Genomic DNA, 15,686 nt, shown 5'->3' with positions numbered 1-15,686 from the left:
AAGCCGGCTCCTACAGGTGAGGGTGGTGGCAGGTCTGGCTGTATGAATCCCCATTCCGCGCAAAAATAGTGGCTCCGCTTCCAGCGGCTGACGACTAGGGTGTATGCACCCTCAGCTCTCAGGACTCGCCATGCACCCGTACTTTTCCCTGCAAGGCCGCACCGCTCTGGTGACCGGCGGCACCCGTGGTATCGGCAAAATGATCGCCAAGGCCTATGTCGAGGCCGGCGCCACCGTGTACGTCTGCGCGCGCGATGCCGAAGCGTGTCAGCAAACGGCTGACGAGTTGAGCGCCTTCGGAACGTGCCACGCGGTGGCCGCCAACCTGGCCACTGAAGAAGGTGTGCTGCAACTCGCGACGCAGTTGGGCGAGCAGATCGGCCATCTGGATATTCTGGTGAACAACGCCGGCACCACTTGGGGCGCGCCGCTCGAGAGCTATCCGGTCAAGGGCTGGGAAAAGGTCATGCAGCTCAACGTGACGTCGGTGTTCAACTGCATCCAGCAGTTCTTGCCGCTGCTGCGCAAGGCCGGGTCAGAAGCCAATCCGGCGCGGATCATCAATATCGGCTCGGTGGCGGGGATTTCTTCCTTCGGCGAACAGGCTTATGCCTACGGGCCGAGCAAGGCGGCCCTGCATCAATTGTCGCGGATTCTGGCGCGGGAACTGGTGAGCCAGCACATCAACGTCAACGTGATCGCACCGGGGCGCTTTCCGAGCAAGATGACCCAGCACATCGGTAATGATGAGCAGGCGCTGGCGGAAGATACGGCGTTGATTCCGATGAAGCGCTGGGGCCGGGAGGAAGAGATGGCGGCGTTGGCGATCAGTCTGGCGAGTACGGCGGGGGCTTACATGACCGGGAATATCATTCCTCTAGATGGTGGGTTCAGTCTCTAGATCGGCGGTGCGGCCTTCGCGGGCAAGTCGGACTGCCGCACCACTCGCTCCTACAGGTTCTTTGGCGTACACAAACTCTGTGTTCGCTCGAGAACCCTGTAGGAGCGAGTGGTGCGGCAGTCCGACTTGCCCGCGAATAGGCCCGCTCAGCCACCACCAGTCTTGAGGCCCGTCGGGTTATCATGCCCGCCTCAATCCTGCTTCGACCCTAAACCAATGACCTACAGCGTTTCCCCCATCGGCTTCGTGCGCTCCTGTTTCAAGGAGAAGTTCGCCATCCCGCGCCAGCCGCAACTGGCGCCTGCCGCTCGCGGCGTGCTGGAACTGGTGGCGCCGTTCGATCAGGGCGACGCCGTGCAGGGTCTGGAGCAAGTCAGCCACGTCTGGCTGCTGTTCCTGTTCCATCAGGCCCTGGAAGAAAAACCACGCCTGAAAGTCCGCCCGCCTCGCCTCGGCGGCAACAAATCCATGGGCGTGTTCGCCACCCGCGCGACGCACCGGCCCAACGGCATCGGCCAATCCGTGGTGAAGCTGGACAAGGTCGAGGCCAATCGCCTGTGGATATCCGGCATCGACTTGCTGGATGGCACACCGATTCTCGACATCAAACCTTACGTGCCTTATGCCGACATCATCGACACGGCGTCCAATAGCATCGCCAGCGCTGCGCCGCAGCTGATTCCCGTGCAGTGGACGGACTCGGCGTTGCAACAGGCGCATGGGCACGCTCAGCGTCTTGAAGAGCCTTTGGTAGAGCTGGTTGAACAGTGTTTGGCGCAAGATCCGCGGCCGGCTTATCAGACGCCCGCGCCTGAGCGGGAATATGGCGCGCAGTTCTGGGATGTGGATGTGCGGTGGCACTATCCCGAAGCAGGCATGATCCGCGTTCTCGAAGTCATTTCGGCGAAGGTCTGAACACCAAAAACAACTGTGGGAGCGAGCCTGCTCGCGATGGCGGTGTGACAGTCAACATTGATGTCGACTGACACTCCCCAATCGCGAGCAGGCTCGCTCCCACAGGTAGAGCAGAGCGGTTGAGCGGTATTCTTATTTCTCGACGAACGCACGCTCGATCAGGTAATCACCCGGCTCGCGCATCCGCGGCGAAACTTTCAGGCCGAAGCTGTTCAGCACTTCGCTGGTTTCGTCGAGCATGCTCGGGCTGCCGCACAGCATGGCGCGGTCGTCCTGCGGGTTGATCGGAGGCAGGCCGATGTCGCTGAACAGCTTACCGCTGCGCATCAGGTCGGTCAGGCGGCCTTCGTTCTCGAACGGCTCGCGGGTCACGGTCGGGTAGTAGATCAACTTGTCACGCAGGGCCTCGCCGAAGAATTCGTTCTGCGGCAGGTGCTCGGTGATGAATTCGCGGTAGGCGACTTCGTTGACGTAACGTACGCCGTGGCACAGGATCACTTTTTCGAAACGCTCGTAGGTTTCCGGGTCCTGGATGACGCTCATGAACGGCGCCAGACCGGTACCGGTGCTGAGCAGGTACAAATGTTTGCCAGGCTTCAAGTCGTCCAGTACCAGCGTGCCGGTAGGCTTCTTGCTGATGATGATCTCGTCGCCTTCCTTCAGGTGCTGCAACTGGGAAGTCAGCGGGCCATCAGGCACCTTGATGCTGAAGAACTCGAGATGCTCTTCCCAGTTCGGGCTGGCAATCGAATAAGCGCGCATGAGCGGCCGGCCGTTTGGCTGTTGCAGGCCGATCATCACGAACTGACCGTTCTCGAAGCGCAGGCCCGGATCGCGGGTGCACTTGAAGCTGAACAGAGTGTCGTTCCAGTGGTGAACACTGAGGACACGCTCGTGGTTCATGTTGCTCATGTACGTGGGACTCCTGGAGATTTTGCCTGCGCCTGTGGTCTGCGCAATTGCATCGCATTCTAATGGCAGCGACAATATCTGTTAAATGGATTATTAAGATAAGGGTTATCGGTTATATCGATATGCGATTTACTCTCCGTCAACTTCAAGTCTTCGTCGCCGTCGCCCAGCAGGAAAGCGTATCCCGTGCTGCGGGCCTGCTCAACCTGTCGCAATCGGCGGCAAGCACCTCGATCACCGAACTGGAGCGCCAGTCCAGCTGCCAGCTGTTCGACCGCGCCGGTAAACGGCTGAGCCTCAACGCCCTCGGCAAGCAATTGTTGCCGCAAGCGGTGGCGTTGCTCGACCAGGCCAAGGAAATCGAAGACCTGCTCAACGGCAAATCCGGTTTCGGCTCGCTGGCGGTCGGCGCGACCCTCACGATCGGCAACTACCTGGCCACGCTGCTGATCGGCAGCTTCATGCAGCGCCACCCGGAAAGCCAGGTGAAGCTGCACGTGCAAAACACTGCCAACATCGTGCAACAAGTTGCGCATTATGAAATTGATCTGGGTCTAATCGAAGGCGACTGCAGCCATCCGGACATCGAAGTGCAGAGTTGGGTCGAGGATGAGCTGGTGGTGTTCTGCGCGCCACAGCATCCGCTGGCCCTGCGCGGCACGGCGACCATGGAAGAACTGAGCCACGAGGCGTGGATTCTGCGTGAGCAAGGCTCGGGCACGCGCCTGACCTTTGACCAGGCCATGCGTCATCATCGCAGCGCGTTGAATATCCGCCTGGAGCTGGAACACACCGAAGCGATCAAGCGCGCGGTGGAATCAGGATTGGGGATTGGCTGCATTTCACGGCTGGCACTGCGCGACGCGTTTCGCCGCGGCAGCCTGGTGCCGGTAGAGACGCCGGATCTCGATCTGGCGCGGCAGTTCTATTTCATCTGGCACAAACAGAAATTTCAGACACCGGCGATGCGCGAATTCCTCGACCTGTGCCGCGCTTTCACCGCCGGGGTTCAGCGCAGCGACGAGATCGTGCTGCCCACCATCGCTTAAAGCAGGATCACCGCCCACACCAGCGCGATCATGGTCAACGCCACCAGCTGCGCGGCGCTGCCCATGTCCTTGGCGTTCTTGGACAGTGGGTGCAGTTCCAGGGAGATGCGGTCGATGGCCGCTTCCACCGCTGAATTGAGCAACTCGACGATCAACGCCAACAAGCAGACGGCTATCAACAGCGCCTGCTCGACACGGCTGACGTTCAAAAAGAACGAAATCGGAATCAGGATGACATTGAGCAACACCAGTTGCCGAAAAGCCGCTTCGCCGGTGAAGGCTGCGCGCAGGCCGTCCAGCGAGTAACCGGAAGCGTTAAGGATGCGTTTCAGGCCGGTCTGGCCTTTGAAAGGGGACATAAAAGTGGCAACTGACCAAAAAGGAGTGGGAAAGCTAGATCAACCAAAGTCAAAAAAGCGTGAAGACGCCAACCTTCAGTGGCTTGAAATTGACTCAAGTTGTTGCAGGAGCAACGCCGCCTGGGTTCGGGTCCGTACATTCAGCTTACGGAAAATCGCCGTGACGTGGGCTTTGATCGTCGCTTCGGACACGCTCAGTTCGTAGGCAATCTGTTTGTTCAGCAGGCCTTCGCAGACCATGGTCAGCACCCGGAACTGCTGCGGTGTCAGGCTGGCGAGGCCTTCACTGGCGGCCTTGGCTTCATCGGAAACGCTGACTGCTTCGAACGCCTGAGGCGGCCAGAACACATCGCCATCCAGTACCGAACGCACGGCTTTCTGGATCACGCTCAGGTCACTCGATTTAGGAATGAAACCGCTGGCACCGAACTCACGGGACTTGACCATGATCGAGGCTTCTTCCTGGGCCGACACCATCACCACCGGAATTTGCGGGTACTGACCACGCAGCAGCACCAGCCCGGAAAAACCGTAGGCGCCCGGCATGTTCAGGTCCAGCAACACCAGGTCCCAGTCGGATTTTTCGTCGAGGCGGGTTTCCAGCTCGGCGATGCTCGCCACTTCCACCAGACGGACGTCCGGGCCAAGACCCAGGGTCAACGCTTGATGCAAGGCGCTACGAAAAAGAGGGTGGTCATCGGCAATCAGGATTTCGTATGTGGCCATTTTTCAAATGATCCTGTTCTTCTAACAGCTCAAGGCGCAGCCACGGAGCTGCACCAACAGGGCACGTTCAACGCCAACGACGTGGCAATCACGTAAAGAATACGGCGTCTGAAACTACAGCCGCGCCCCAATCGGCGCCAAGCATGCCCAGCGAAACCGGGGTGGTCAAGGTGCCTGGCCGCTACAGTTCTTTGCAGTATGGGCGACAATCAGGCCGTGACGACGGCCGTTTTCGGTACGAAAGGCATCAGCTCGGCATGTGCCGGTGTTGCGACGTTCATTTCCAGCTGATGCTTGGCGTCGAGGTAATGTTGGCTGAACACGTCGAAATACGCGTCCAGTGCCGATGCAGCTTCGACATCGCCCGCCAGATCGAGGCACAACGCCGCCACTTCCGCCGTGCACAAATGCTCGCTACGAGTCGACCGGCGCAGACGATAGCGCGACAGTTTCTCGGGCAGCAGGCTCAGGATCGGCAATGTTTCAAAATACGGGCTTTTGCGGAAAATCTTCCGGGCTTCGGTCCAGGTCGCGTCCAGCAGAATGAACAGCGGTCGCTTGCTGCTATCCACCTCGACGGTGTTGGTCACGCGCTCAGGCTCGACGTACTCGCCCGGAAACACCAGATACGGCTGCCATTGCGGGTCGGCAAGCAACGCCAGCAGCTGCGGGTCGGTTTCTGTGCGCGACCAGATGAACGCATGGTTGTCGCGCACTACGTCAGCGATCAGCCACCCCGTGTTACTCGGTTTGAACACTTCCTTGTTGGTCATGATCAGGCACACGCCCGAGCGGGTCTCGACCTGCGGACGCCAGGCACACAGGCAATGGCTCTCGATCACGCGGCAGGCACGGCAACGCGTCGCCCTCCAGCCTCGGGCCTGAATCGGCTTGATGCCCTCCTCTTCGCGCTGGTCGCGCAAGCGGGCTACGGCGTTGGGGGCGTGGTTCATCGTGGGCAACACCGGCAGACAGGAAAACTCGACACGAACGGCACTCAGGGCGATAAAGGCCGGCAGTTTACCAGAGCGGCCGGCACAAGCCTGTACCGTCCAGACGGGCTCCCCTATAATTCGCCGCCAATGAACGCACAGCCCTGTGGCTGGTCGAACCACCAGTCACCGAACCAGGAGAGTTTCATGCTGCGCCTTATCGTTCCCACCGCTGCCATCCTGCTGGCGTCGTCCTTCAGCGCTCAGGCTGCGTCCTTGAGTGAGCAGAATCTCAACAGAGAGCTGCGAAACGTCGCCGCACAAAGCAGCGTCGGCACGCCACGGGCGATCAACGAAGACATTCTCGATCAGGGCTACACCGCCGAAGGCAATGTTCTGATCAACCACTTGAGCGTGCAAAGCAGCCACGCCAACAAGATGCGGGCTGATCCGAAAGCGGTGTACTTCCAGCTTGGCGCCTCCGTCTGCAGAAACGAGGGGTTCCGCAAGCTGATGAAGAAGGGCGCGATCATGCGTTACGACTTTACCGAGGTGAAAACCAATCGCGCGGTCGGCTCCGCCAGCTTCGAGGAATCGGATTGCCCGAAAGCCACGCCGCCGGCAAAGAAAAAGTAATCAATGGGAATTGGCGCGCCGCTGTTCATCCTCGGCGCGCAGTTCGGCCAACAGCGCCTGTAAATAGCGCGAACGCCGCTCGGCTCCCTCCAGACGCCGGCAACACTCCTCCTCGAGACTCAAATGATTGGTCTCGGCCGATGACTTCAATAATCGATACAGTTGCGTATCGATCTCCAGAATGACTCTGGCCATAGCATCCCGCCTCCTTGCACTTCGCCCTTGCTTGAGCGACAAAATCCTTGAACCGCTTGTACCGTGCGCCCTGCCTTTGACGCAAAGCTGTCGTGTCACGTCTGTAATTTAGTAAATCAGAGTGCCGGACACTTGGCGCAGGTTCAGACGAGCGGTGAAATCACCTTGAAAATCGTCAATAAGCGGTTGCCAGGAAAGACTTTGCAGCGCAATGATCAAGTCAGCGAAAACCATCTAGAGGGTCTAGATTCATAGTGTTCCCGTTCACTTTTCAGGGCAGAAAAGGGGCTGCCTGGTTTGCGTTTTCCGATGCGAATGTTTCTTTCATCCAAAGGAACAACAGAGCCTGTACGGAAGGAGAAGTTGATGCCTTACCAACCGAATGACCTCCTCAGCCGTCATTTCGAAGAAAGCGGCCACGACCTCATCAACAAGGTCGAAGAGCAACTCAACCTGGTTTCACCCAACAGCCCGAATATCCCGATCTACCGCGACATGATTCTGACCGTGCTGCGCATGGCCCAGGACGATCACAACCGCTGGAATGCCAAGATCACCCTGCAAGCCCTGCGCGAACTCGAACACGCCTTCCGTGTGCTCGAACAGTTCCGGGGCCGGCGCAAAGTCACGGTATTCGGCTCGGCCCGCACACCGATAGAACACCCGTTGTATGGCCTGGCCAGAGAACTCGGCGCCGCACTGGCACGCTCCGACCTGATGGTGATCACCGGCGCAGGCGGCGGCATCATGGCGGCCGCCCACGAAGGTGCCGGCCTTGAACACAGCCTGGGATTCAACATCACCCTGCCCTTCGAGCAGCATGCGAATCCCACCGTGAACGGCACCACCAACTTGCTGCCGTTCCACTTTTTCTTTACCCGCAAGCTGTTCTTCGTCAAGGAAGCCGATGCGCTGGTCTTGTGCCCTGGCGGTTTCGGCACCCTCGATGAAGCGCTGGAAGTGCTGACACTGATTCAAACCGGTAAAAGCCCGCTGGTACCAGTGGTGCTGCTGGACGCTCCAGGTGGCACGTTCTGGCAAGGCGCACTGGACTTCATCCGCAATCAACTGGAGGAGAACCGCTACATCCTGCCGACCGACATGAAGCTGGTGAGCCTGGTCTACAGCGCCGAGGAAGCGGTGGAGCAGATCAATCAGTTCTACAGCAACTTCCACTCCAGCCGCTGGCTCAAGCATCAATTCGTGATCCGCATGAACCACAAGCTCAGTGACGCGGCGCTCGAACACATGCAACAAGCGTTCGCCGACCTGTGCCTGAGCGATCACTTCCATCAGCATGCCTACAGCGGCGAGGAGCACGACGAACCGCAGTTCAGCCACCTCGCTCGCCTGGCCTTCACCTTTAACGCCCGTGATCATGGACGACTGCGCGAACTGGTGGACTACATAAACCTGCCGGAAAACTGGGCGCAGTCCAAACCCCAGGCGCAACAACGCACGCGGGAACCGTCAAAGGTTACGTGAGGAAAAGCACGGCAGCGTACTCGCCCCACCCGTAGGAGCCGGCTTGCTGGCGATGGACTCAAGTGCGACGCGTTGATTCAGACAGCACACGTCATCGTTAACGACCATCGTCGGAACGCCGCCCGCAGACAAGCCGGCTCCTACAGGTTATTGAGTTGCCTGAGTTTCTCGGAACTTTATGAAGAGGCAAAAAAAAACGGCCCGCTATCGAAATAGCGGGCCGTTTTTGTTTAATCATCCATTCCTCGACCGCTGAACAAGCGGTTGATCATTTCCATGGAATACCCCCGATAACTCAGGAACCGCCCTTGCTTGGCGCGTTCCCGTGCGTCTATCGGTAAATGCCCGGCAAACTTGCGCCGCCAGGTATCTTCCAGTTGTTCCTGCCAGTTGATACCGCTCTCACGCAGTGCGAGTTCGATGTCATTGCGTTGCAGGCCACGCTGGCTCAACTCTTCGCGAATACGCAAAGGGCCATAGCCGGAACGGGAACGGTAGGAAACGAAGCTTTCGAGGTAACGGGATTCGGACAACAGGCCCTCTTCCGTCAAGCGGTCGAGTGCTGTGTCGATCATTTCAGGGAGAGCGCCGCGCTGACGCAGTTTACGCGTCAGCTCGACTCGACCGTGCTCGCGTCGCGCGAGCAGGTCCATTGCGGTTCGCCGCACCGCGACGAGTGTATCGAGTACGGCGGTCATCGGATCAATCAGATATCAGCGTCAGCCAGGTCATCTTCAGTCTCTTTGACCGCAGAAGCTTTGGATTCCGCTACCGATGACGGAGACAGCAACTTGTCACGCAATTGCTTCTCAAGTTTCGCCGCGATTTCCGGGTTGTCCGCCAGGAACTTGGCCGAGTTGGCCTTGCCCTGACCGATCTTGGTGCCTTCGTAGGCATACCAGGCACCGGACTTCTCGACGAAACCGTGCAGAACACCCAGGTCGATCATCTCACCGTTCAGGTAGATGCCCTTGCCGTAAAGAATCTGGAACTCGGCCTGACGGAACGGCGAAGCGACCTTGTTCTTCACAACCTTGACGCGGGTTTCGCTACCGACGACTTCATCACCTTCTTTCACCGCGCCAGTACGGCGGATGTCCAGACGAACCGAAGCGTAGAACTTCAGCGCGTTACCACCGGTGGTGGTTTCCGGGCTGCCGAACATCACGCCGATTTTCATACGGATCTGGTTGATGAAGATCACCAGGCAGTTGGCGTTCTTGATGTTACCGGTGATTTTACGCAGCGCCTGGGACATCAGACGGGCTTGCAGGCCCACGTGCATGTCACCCATTTCGCCTTCGATTTCAGCCTTTGGAACCAGGGCGGCTACGGAGTCGACGATGATCACGTCAACCGCGTTGGAACGCACCAGCATGTCGGTGATTTCCAGGGCCTGCTCACCGGTGTCCGGCTGGGAAACCAGCAGGTCGTCGACGTTGACGCCAAGCTTGCCGGCGTATTCAGGATCGAGGGCGTGTTCGGCGTCGACGAATGCGCAGGTCGCGCCGGCTTTTTGAGCCTGGGCGATTACCGACAGTGTCAGCGTGGTTTTACCGGAGGATTCAGGACCGTAGATTTCAACGATACGGCCTTTTGGCAGACCGCCAATGCCGAGCGCGATGTCCAGACCCAGAGAGCCAGTGGAAATAGCCGGGATCGCCTGACGGTCCTGATCGCCCATACGCATTACGGCACCCTTGCCGAATTGACGTTCGATCTGACCCAGGGCCGCAGCCAAGGCTTTCTTCTTGTTGTCGTCCATTAAAGTCCTCACGTAATCAATAAGGCCTGGCGGCCAACACCTGTATAAGTAGCCAGTATTATTCCACAGCGATTCAGGATCGCCTACCCCTGATTTGAGATTTCTCCCGAGGCATGGCGCAGCAGCCCCTCTAGCGCGGCCTTCACCGTTTGTCGGCGGACCTCATCGCGGTTGCCGGGGAAGTGCTGCACCTCGCTGAACACCCGCTCCCCCACCCCCCAGGCCAGCCAGACCGTGCCGACCGGCTTGTTCGGCGAACCGCCATCCGGACCGGCCACACCGCTGACCGCCACGGCAAAATACGCCCGGCTTTTTTCCTGGGCGCCACGGGCCATGGCCTCGACCACTTCGCGACTGACCGCCCCCACCGTCGCAAACAACCCGACAGGGACATTCAATTGCTCGGTCTTCTGCCGGTTGGAGTACGTCACATAACCGGCTTCGAACCACGCCGAACTCCCCGGAATCCGGGTGATCGCCTCGCAAATGCCGCCGCCGGTACAGGATTCGGCTGCGGTGACATGAGCATTGAGAACCTGCAGGCGTCTGCCCAGTTCAGCGGCCAGTTGGGTGATTTCTTTCACGGTCATCTCCTGAGTGGGCGGAATGGGACTACCGTACACGAGCGGATCACGCTTGCAAGTTACAGGATCGATCAAAATGTTAGCGACCGAGCGCCCTGATATAGGCCTGACAGGCCTGCAACGCAATCAGTGCACGGTCGCCGGCGTCGGTGATGGCGATAATTCGTTGAGCATGCGCCGGGTCAAGTCGGGCTCGAACGGCGCCATGATCCACGCTGCCGGTGCTGGCGGCGGTTGGCACTGCACAGGCTGAGGCAGCGTCATGGGCATCGAGGAGGACTGACAGCCGCACATCAGCAGTGGCAAGACGATCGCGCAAGCGACCTTGATCACGTTGGGCATCGCTCAGCGCTCGGTAATGGGTGTGTTCGCTGGCCGATAGCCGCTGTTCCAGCGCCAGCCGTTTATCCTGCTCGGTCTGTTGTCGAGTGGCGGCCGCCAGGGTCAGTTGGTTGAGCATCTCGGCGTGCGCCCTGGCCTGTTCCGCCAGTTGCCGCCCATAACGCCCATCCTGAAATCGCCAGGCCAGCGTTGCCGAGCCACCAGCCAACACAGCCAGCAACACAACAACGCCAACCACCCGCCACGACCCCGGGATCAAACCGAAGGCTGGCATAACACCGCCCTCGCCCGCGCCCAGAGTTGCAAACGATCCTGCAACCCGTTCAGCCCCCCGTTGATCCGGCGGGTGATGCTGTTGAACTGGTCACGATCAGCCAGCTCGTTGAGGCCGTTTTGCCGCCAGAACCAGGCGGCGGATTCGGCGGCCCATTGCGGTTGCTCCAACAGTTCCGGCAACTGCAACAGACGCTCGTCGCCGAACAATCCGAGGCTGCACTGCTGGTAGTTATGGCGGCCGGTAATCTGGATCAGGCCACGGCCTCGGTACCTTTGGCCATCACCGTCGGGCATGGGTGTATTGCCCAAACGAGCGGCCAGGGTGCCGGTGTCGTACTTGCTCAAATACTGATCACCGCCGAGTTCGCGCACGTAGTGCAACTGCCCGGATTCGTGACCGACTTGCGCAAGGAAAGCGGCGCTGCGTTTGGGCGTGTTGATGTCATGGCCATCCATGGCGCTATTGAGAGCAGAAATGAAAACGCCCGCTTGGCTGCGGGCGTTGGGAAGTATTTGCTGTAATTGCAGGACAGTAAGCGGCATGAGTGATGTTCCGTTCGCCATTGATCCGCCAGACCGGCGCCAGTGCATTTGATTGCGTTATTACGTGGCATCCGGACACTTCGCCTCGATCATGCAGCGATAGCTTTGATATTTGTCACCGCTGGCAATGACCTTTTCGATCGACCAGTACCCGCGCAGGAAATCCGGCCAGGACTGGTCGAGCAACAAGACACCCTCGGCGGACAGCGCCGGATTACCCGGGCAACTGATTTTCACCTTGAGCTTTTCACGCAGCAATTTGCGCACTTCACCCTCGCCGATATCCCTGGCCTCCGCTTCATTCTGGCAGAGCCGACCGATGACCTTGAACGGCGCGCTACCGGTTTCAATCACCCGCACCACCCCCGCTGCCGCGTCCCACCAACTCGTCTTGCAGCCCTGGTTTTTCGCCCGGACGGAGTCATCGAGCGTGGCGGAAATGAAGGCGCGATCGCCGGGTCGATTGTTGGTGGTCACCGACAGTTTCACCTGGGGCAACACCTTGCCCGACAGTGACTTGGTCTGACTTGGGAGCGCCAGCACATACAGCTCATTCATCGGTTTGGCGATGGCCTTGTATATGCCGGCGAGGCGAGTCAAAAACGCCATGTCACTTTCGTTGGACTGATCGATGTGGTCGATTTTTTTCAGTGCCAGTTGGGGGGCCACCCGTGGCGAAAAACCGTGCCGCTCAGCGATCTCGCGAAACAGCGCACCCAGGGTGGTCGGCCCATGACTGGCCGATCGACGCTGCAGGAAGCCGGTCTTGTCATCGGCACTGAACGGCGCTGCGGTTGCCACCAGCGTCAAGCGCAGCGGGAACAACGTCGGCGTCAGGCGAGACACCGTGAACTGGCCCTTATCCACCAGACTGGACTCCGCGTAACCGACCTTCAGGCCAATCTTGCCGCCCAGGATCGGCAGCCCCTCAAGCCCTTCCAGATCGAGCGTCAACGTCAATTGATCGGACTCGGTACCGGCGGCATCAATGTGCTCCCAACTGATCAGGCGCTTGTTGATCAAGTCCTTATTGGCCCCATAAATCTCTACCTCTGGCGTAAAACCCAATGCCATGAAACCTCCTTAATCCCACGCGGTAACCGGCGTGGTCACCACAGGTTGTGAGTCAATTTCCGGCAGGACTACCCAGATACCCGCAGGTAATACCGCCCCCTGTTCTGCCAGCGTGGGGTTGAGCCGCCACAGTGCCTCTTCGACGGCGTCGTCACAGCGACCCAGTTCGCGGTACAGCAACAGGTTCACCGAATCTCCGGCCACACTTCTAACTCTACGCATGGATAAACTCCGATAGATCGATGACCCAATTGGTGACCATCGCCGTGCCGTCATCGATGATCACACTCTGGGTCTCCGTCACCGCGTTGATTCGCCAAAGCCCCCAGTTGCGTCCGATGCCATCCACCAACGGCACCGGTTTGCGCTGTTCCTGCAACGTACGCAGTTCATCGAGCCGCTCCATGGCCACCGCGTACATCGACGTCCCCGTAATTTTCAGCGTCTGGGCTTTTTGCCCGGTCTGACTGGATTTCGGCTTGCCGGTCACAATGTCCAGTTCCACCCAGCCACCGTCCGATGTGTGCACGATGTTGTGGTAGGCGAAGTTGCGGGACAGGCCGAAAATGAAACTGCCCAGGATCATTTGCTGGCGCATTACCTGCCTCCATCGGTCAGGGCCGCACCACGTCGGGTGGCGAGGGCGTTGGTGGACATCAGTGGAACAAACTCGCCGTGGAACTGCGTTTGCAGCTGCTGCGCCACGATCGTCCGGATGTGCTCGGAGCTCTCCCCACCGGTGCAGGTGACCTGAATCGACGGTGAGTAATTGATCTGCTGGTTTTGTGTCGGCGCGCTGGTCAGTTCTTTACTGACCTGATCAGGAGCACCGAGCTGATCGGAAGGTGTGGCCAGTTTTTCCCCCAGCCAGGATCCGGTGATACCGCCGAGAAAACCTCCGATGGCCGTGCCCACGCCTGGCAATATCAGGGTGCCTAGCGCGGCGCCAACATAAGAACCGGCCATCATCCCGGCGGAGGAAGCGATGGCTTTGGTATCACCATTGGCGACACCTTGCGCGAGATCGACCCCGGCGCCGAGCACGTTCCGCCTTGGTGCTTTTTTAGGGAGCAACGTGCCGACCTTGGCCACTTTGCCGAGCAACGGGCTGGCCTGCCCGGAGCCCGAGAACGACACCAGACTTTGAGCCTCGGCAATTACAGGCCTGACGGTCCGAGACTGCACAGTGACCTCGATTGGCGATTGATCCTTGGCACTGCTGCGCCCCCCGGCCTTGCCTCGTTTGGCGTCCCGGGATTGCTTACGCGCCTGATCCCCTGTGTACCCAAGACTGTCTTTCGTTTGTTTTTCCGGGGGTGGATCTTTTTTGGCCTGATCGACGTCGCGATTGTCCTCGCTGATCAGCTTGCCCAAGCCGAACGGGATTTTCGGCGAACCACGTTTGATAATTTTTTTGGCAACGTTGGTCAGCGCTTCGGTTGCAACGGCAGCGCCCACGACAGAGGCGATAGAACCCAACGCAACCGCAACGCCTGCCAACACGGTGGCAAGCGTGGAATTGTTCTCGGCAAACGTACCGAGCTTGTCGACTTGAACGGAAAGCGACGTCAGCGGACCGGAAATGTCCGGAGTCACTGCGCGGCCCAATCTGCTGAAACTTGCACTCAAGGCATCGCTGCCGGTTTTCGAAGGGGTCCCCGTGTCTTGGGCGGATTGCGCTTTCGCTACGTTGCCTTCGAGGTTCGAAGTCGCAACAGGCGCGTTATCGGACTTCAGATGATCGGCTGCGGTGTTGTCGCGCGAGCTCAACGTTGTGCTGAGTTGTTTCAACGAGGTGCTGGCGACGCCGTTGCCAACATTACTGTTCAGGGGGGTAACGGCGATGCCTGCGATTTGTTTCGGCGTCGTGCCCGCGGCCCCTCCGGCCTCGCCGCTACCGGGAACAATCCCACGGAAGTCAGCTGCACTGACATTCAGGCTTACGGTACCCAAGTGGCGGGTCACGTCATTCGCCGCGATGCCAGGGAGACTGGATTGTGCCTCGCTGTCCGCGACAGGCTCCTCTGCGCCCCACTTGAGTACAGATCGTGTGGAAGACAATAGCGCTGTCAGCGACATCAGCACTTCACCCAGCTTGTTCTGCCCCGCGGTCAGTAATCGGATGTCCAGGCTGACTGTGTTCAGTGCCTGGTTGAGCTGCGCCAATGGGGCCATTAAACCGGCCAATCCGAGAGTTGCCACGCCGGCGCCCACTGTTAGCGATCCAACGCTATTGGCCGTCACACTGGCCAGTGAATATTGACTGTCTGCCATCCCCCTCTACTCCTGTTTGACGCCAAGGCGATTGATCGCAATGTCGTAGCGGCGCAAGGCCTTGCCGACGTCCCATTCCAGAATGTCCGCTTCACTTATCGGATAAATGAGCGGCACCACATCGAGGATTACTTCGATGTCGCGCTCCGAAAGAAGGCCGCCGGTTTGTTTAAAAAATCGTCGATTCGCACCTGCAATTGTGTCCAGTCAGGCACGGTCAAACTGGCCAGATCGGGCAGCATCAGGCCGGTGCAATGGGCCGTGATGAATTCGGCGCGTTCCTTGGCGGTCTTGAGTTTTTTCATCGCCTTGGTCGCACGCAGCACCGGCATTTCCAGGGTCAGCGTGGTCAGGGCTCGACCCGCCACGGTGAGCGGTTGCAGCAAGCTCACTTCGTCGGGATCGGCCGACGGTTGTTCACTCTCGTCCGCTTGTTCAAGGAAATGCGACGTCGGCAAGGTCGACATCTCATGCACGTACTGCGCGATGCTCACGTAGTCCGGGCGTTTGAGTTGATCGAGTTCCTTGACCGACAAACCGGTGGCCAGCAGCGCCAGCTCGAAGAACTGATCGTCCTCATCATCGCCGGCACGGGCCAGGGCTTCTTTCTGTGCGGCGTAGTACAACGGTTTGAGTTGAATCTGTTCGATCTCCGACTGATCGTCAGCAGTAATCGGCGACAACAAGGCGTGAACGGGTGGAGTCCAGGACATGAAAT

21 protein-coding genes are annotated in these 15,686 nt (G+C 59.1%); 5 read left to right on the top strand and 16 right to left on the bottom strand.

The genetic code is table 11. From position 1 onward, the window contains the following. Window positions 1-130: 130 nt before the first annotated feature. Complete coding sequence (locus tag KGA82_RS28065; protein ID WP_223453223.1) at window positions 131-901, top strand: SDR family oxidoreductase; 771 nt, start codon at window positions 131-133, stop codon at window positions 899-901. 216 nt (window positions 902-1,117) lie between these two features. Continuing rightward, window positions 1,118-1,816 carry a tRNA (N6-threonylcarbamoyladenosine(37)-N6)-methyltransferase TrmO gene (gene tsaA, locus KGA82_RS28060; RefSeq protein WP_223453222.1) on the top strand — a complete coding sequence of 233 codons (699 nt, stop codon included), beginning with the start codon at window positions 1,118-1,120 and terminating at the stop codon, window positions 1,814-1,816. Between the two features lie 132 nt (window positions 1,817-1,948). Here the strand turns inward: tsaA and fpr are convergent, their stop codons facing one another. Further along, window positions 1,949-2,728, bottom strand: a complete 780-nt coding sequence (fpr, locus tag KGA82_RS28055) for a ferredoxin-NADP reductase (protein ID WP_003443014.1) — start codon at window positions 2,726-2,728, stop codon at window positions 1,949-1,951. 122 nt (window positions 2,729-2,850) lie between these two features. Between fpr and KGA82_RS28050 the strand changes: the two genes are divergently transcribed. Beyond that, window positions 2,851-3,777, top strand: a complete 927-nt coding sequence (locus KGA82_RS28050) for a LysR family transcriptional regulator (RefSeq protein WP_008030029.1) — start codon at window positions 2,851-2,853, stop codon at window positions 3,775-3,777. On the opposite strand, the gene KGA82_RS28045 is transcribed toward KGA82_RS28050, so the two are convergent. The 3 genes from KGA82_RS28045 to KGA82_RS28035 form a co-directional block, all read right to left on the bottom strand. Further along, complete coding sequence (locus KGA82_RS28045) at window positions 3,774-4,136, bottom strand: diacylglycerol kinase (protein WP_008030027.1); 363 nt, start codon at window positions 4,134-4,136, stop codon at window positions 3,774-3,776. The genes KGA82_RS28050 and KGA82_RS28045 overlap by 4 nt on opposite strands. Window positions 4,137-4,211: 75 nt before the next feature. Beyond that, complete coding sequence (gene erdR / locus KGA82_RS28040; RefSeq protein WP_008039285.1) at window positions 4,212-4,862, bottom strand: response regulator transcription factor ErdR; 651 nt, start codon at window positions 4,860-4,862, stop codon at window positions 4,212-4,214. Window positions 4,863-5,071: 209 nt separating this feature from the next. After that, window positions 5,072-5,815, bottom strand: coding sequence for a tRNA-uridine aminocarboxypropyltransferase (locus KGA82_RS28035; protein WP_192417933.1), 744 nt, complete (start codon window positions 5,813-5,815; stop codon window positions 5,072-5,074). Between the two features lie 186 nt (window positions 5,816-6,001). Between KGA82_RS28035 and KGA82_RS28030 the strand changes: the two genes are divergently transcribed. Then, window positions 6,002-6,430, top strand: a complete 429-nt coding sequence (locus tag KGA82_RS28030; RefSeq protein ID WP_008030019.1) for a PA3611 family quorum-sensing-regulated virulence factor — start codon at window positions 6,002-6,004, stop codon at window positions 6,428-6,430. On the opposite strand, the gene KGA82_RS28025 is transcribed toward KGA82_RS28030, so the two are convergent. Together KGA82_RS28025 and KGA82_RS29355 are read right to left on the bottom strand one after the other, a co-directional pair. After that, window positions 6,431-6,625: a hypothetical protein gene (locus tag KGA82_RS28025; protein WP_008030018.1), complete on the bottom strand. Its 195-nt coding sequence runs from the start codon at window positions 6,623-6,625 to the stop codon at window positions 6,431-6,433. Window positions 6,626-6,733: 108 nt separating this feature from the next. After that, a complete protein-coding gene (locus KGA82_RS29355; protein WP_263290812.1) occupies window positions 6,734-6,859 on the bottom strand; it encodes a hypothetical protein in 126 nt (41 codons plus the stop codon). A 132-nt stretch (window positions 6,860-6,991) separates the two neighbouring features. On the opposite strand from KGA82_RS29355, the gene KGA82_RS28020 reads away from it, so the two are divergent. Beyond that, window positions 6,992-8,110: a TIGR00730 family Rossman fold protein gene (locus KGA82_RS28020; RefSeq protein WP_223453221.1), complete on the top strand. Its 1,119-nt coding sequence runs from the start codon at window positions 6,992-6,994 to the stop codon at window positions 8,108-8,110. 230 nt (window positions 8,111-8,340) lie between these two features. Here the strand turns inward: KGA82_RS28020 and recX are convergent, their stop codons facing one another. The 10 genes from recX to KGA82_RS27970 form a co-directional block, all read right to left on the bottom strand. Further along, window positions 8,341-8,808: a recombination regulator RecX gene (gene recX / locus KGA82_RS28015; protein ID WP_223453220.1), complete on the bottom strand. Its 468-nt coding sequence runs from the start codon at window positions 8,806-8,808 to the stop codon at window positions 8,341-8,343. Between the two features lie 8 nt (window positions 8,809-8,816). Beyond that, the gene (recA, locus tag KGA82_RS28010) at window positions 8,817-9,875 is read right to left on the bottom strand and encodes a recombinase RecA (protein ID WP_008030012.1); all 1,059 of its coding nucleotides are present in this window, start codon (window positions 9,873-9,875) and stop codon (window positions 8,817-8,819) included. Window positions 9,876-9,958: 83 nt separating this feature from the next. After that, window positions 9,959-10,459: a CinA family protein gene (locus KGA82_RS28005; protein ID WP_223453219.1), complete on the bottom strand. Its 501-nt coding sequence runs from the start codon at window positions 10,457-10,459 to the stop codon at window positions 9,959-9,961. A gap of 79 nt (window positions 10,460-10,538) precedes the next feature. Beyond that, window positions 10,539-11,075: a lysis system i-spanin subunit Rz gene (locus tag KGA82_RS28000; protein WP_223453218.1), complete on the bottom strand. Its 537-nt coding sequence runs from the start codon at window positions 11,073-11,075 to the stop codon at window positions 10,539-10,541. Next, window positions 11,057-11,620, bottom strand: a complete 564-nt coding sequence (locus KGA82_RS27995; RefSeq protein WP_008039295.1) for a glycoside hydrolase family 19 protein — start codon at window positions 11,618-11,620, stop codon at window positions 11,057-11,059. The genes KGA82_RS28000 and KGA82_RS27995 overlap by 19 nt, the downstream gene beginning before the upstream one ends. Window positions 11,621-11,680: 60 nt before the next feature. Further along, window positions 11,681-12,694 carry a hypothetical protein gene (locus tag KGA82_RS27990; RefSeq protein WP_008039296.1) on the bottom strand — a complete coding sequence of 338 codons (1,014 nt, stop codon included), beginning with the start codon at window positions 12,692-12,694 and terminating at the stop codon, window positions 11,681-11,683. Between the two features lie 9 nt (window positions 12,695-12,703). Beyond that, entirely contained in the window at window positions 12,704-12,916 is a 213-nt protein-coding gene (locus KGA82_RS27985; RefSeq protein ID WP_223414427.1) for a tail protein X, read from the bottom strand. Beyond that, a complete protein-coding gene (locus KGA82_RS27980) occupies window positions 12,909-13,292 on the bottom strand; it encodes a phage tail protein (RefSeq protein ID WP_223453217.1) in 384 nt (127 codons plus the stop codon). Before KGA82_RS27980 ends, KGA82_RS27985 begins: the two co-directional genes overlap by 8 nt. After that, window positions 13,292-14,968: a glycine zipper domain-containing protein gene (locus KGA82_RS27975; RefSeq protein ID WP_223453216.1), complete on the bottom strand. Its 1,677-nt coding sequence runs from the start codon at window positions 14,966-14,968 to the stop codon at window positions 13,292-13,294. Before KGA82_RS27975 ends, KGA82_RS27980 begins: the two co-directional genes overlap by 1 nt. Before the next feature lie 128 nt (window positions 14,969-15,096). After that, window positions 15,097-15,681 carry a phage tail assembly protein gene (locus tag KGA82_RS27970; protein ID WP_223453215.1) on the bottom strand — a complete coding sequence of 195 codons (585 nt, stop codon included), beginning with the start codon at window positions 15,679-15,681 and terminating at the stop codon, window positions 15,097-15,099. Between the last annotated feature and the right edge of the window lie 5 nt (window positions 15,682-15,686).

It is taken from the genome of Pseudomonas sp. BF-RE-22, from assembly GCF_019956155.1.
GTDB classification, from domain to species: domain Bacteria; phylum Pseudomonadota; class Gammaproteobacteria; order Pseudomonadales; family Pseudomonadaceae; genus Aquipseudomonas; species Aquipseudomonas migulae.
Note: the sequence above shows the minus strand (reverse complement) of the source record. Positions and strands in the feature narration are given on the sequence as shown.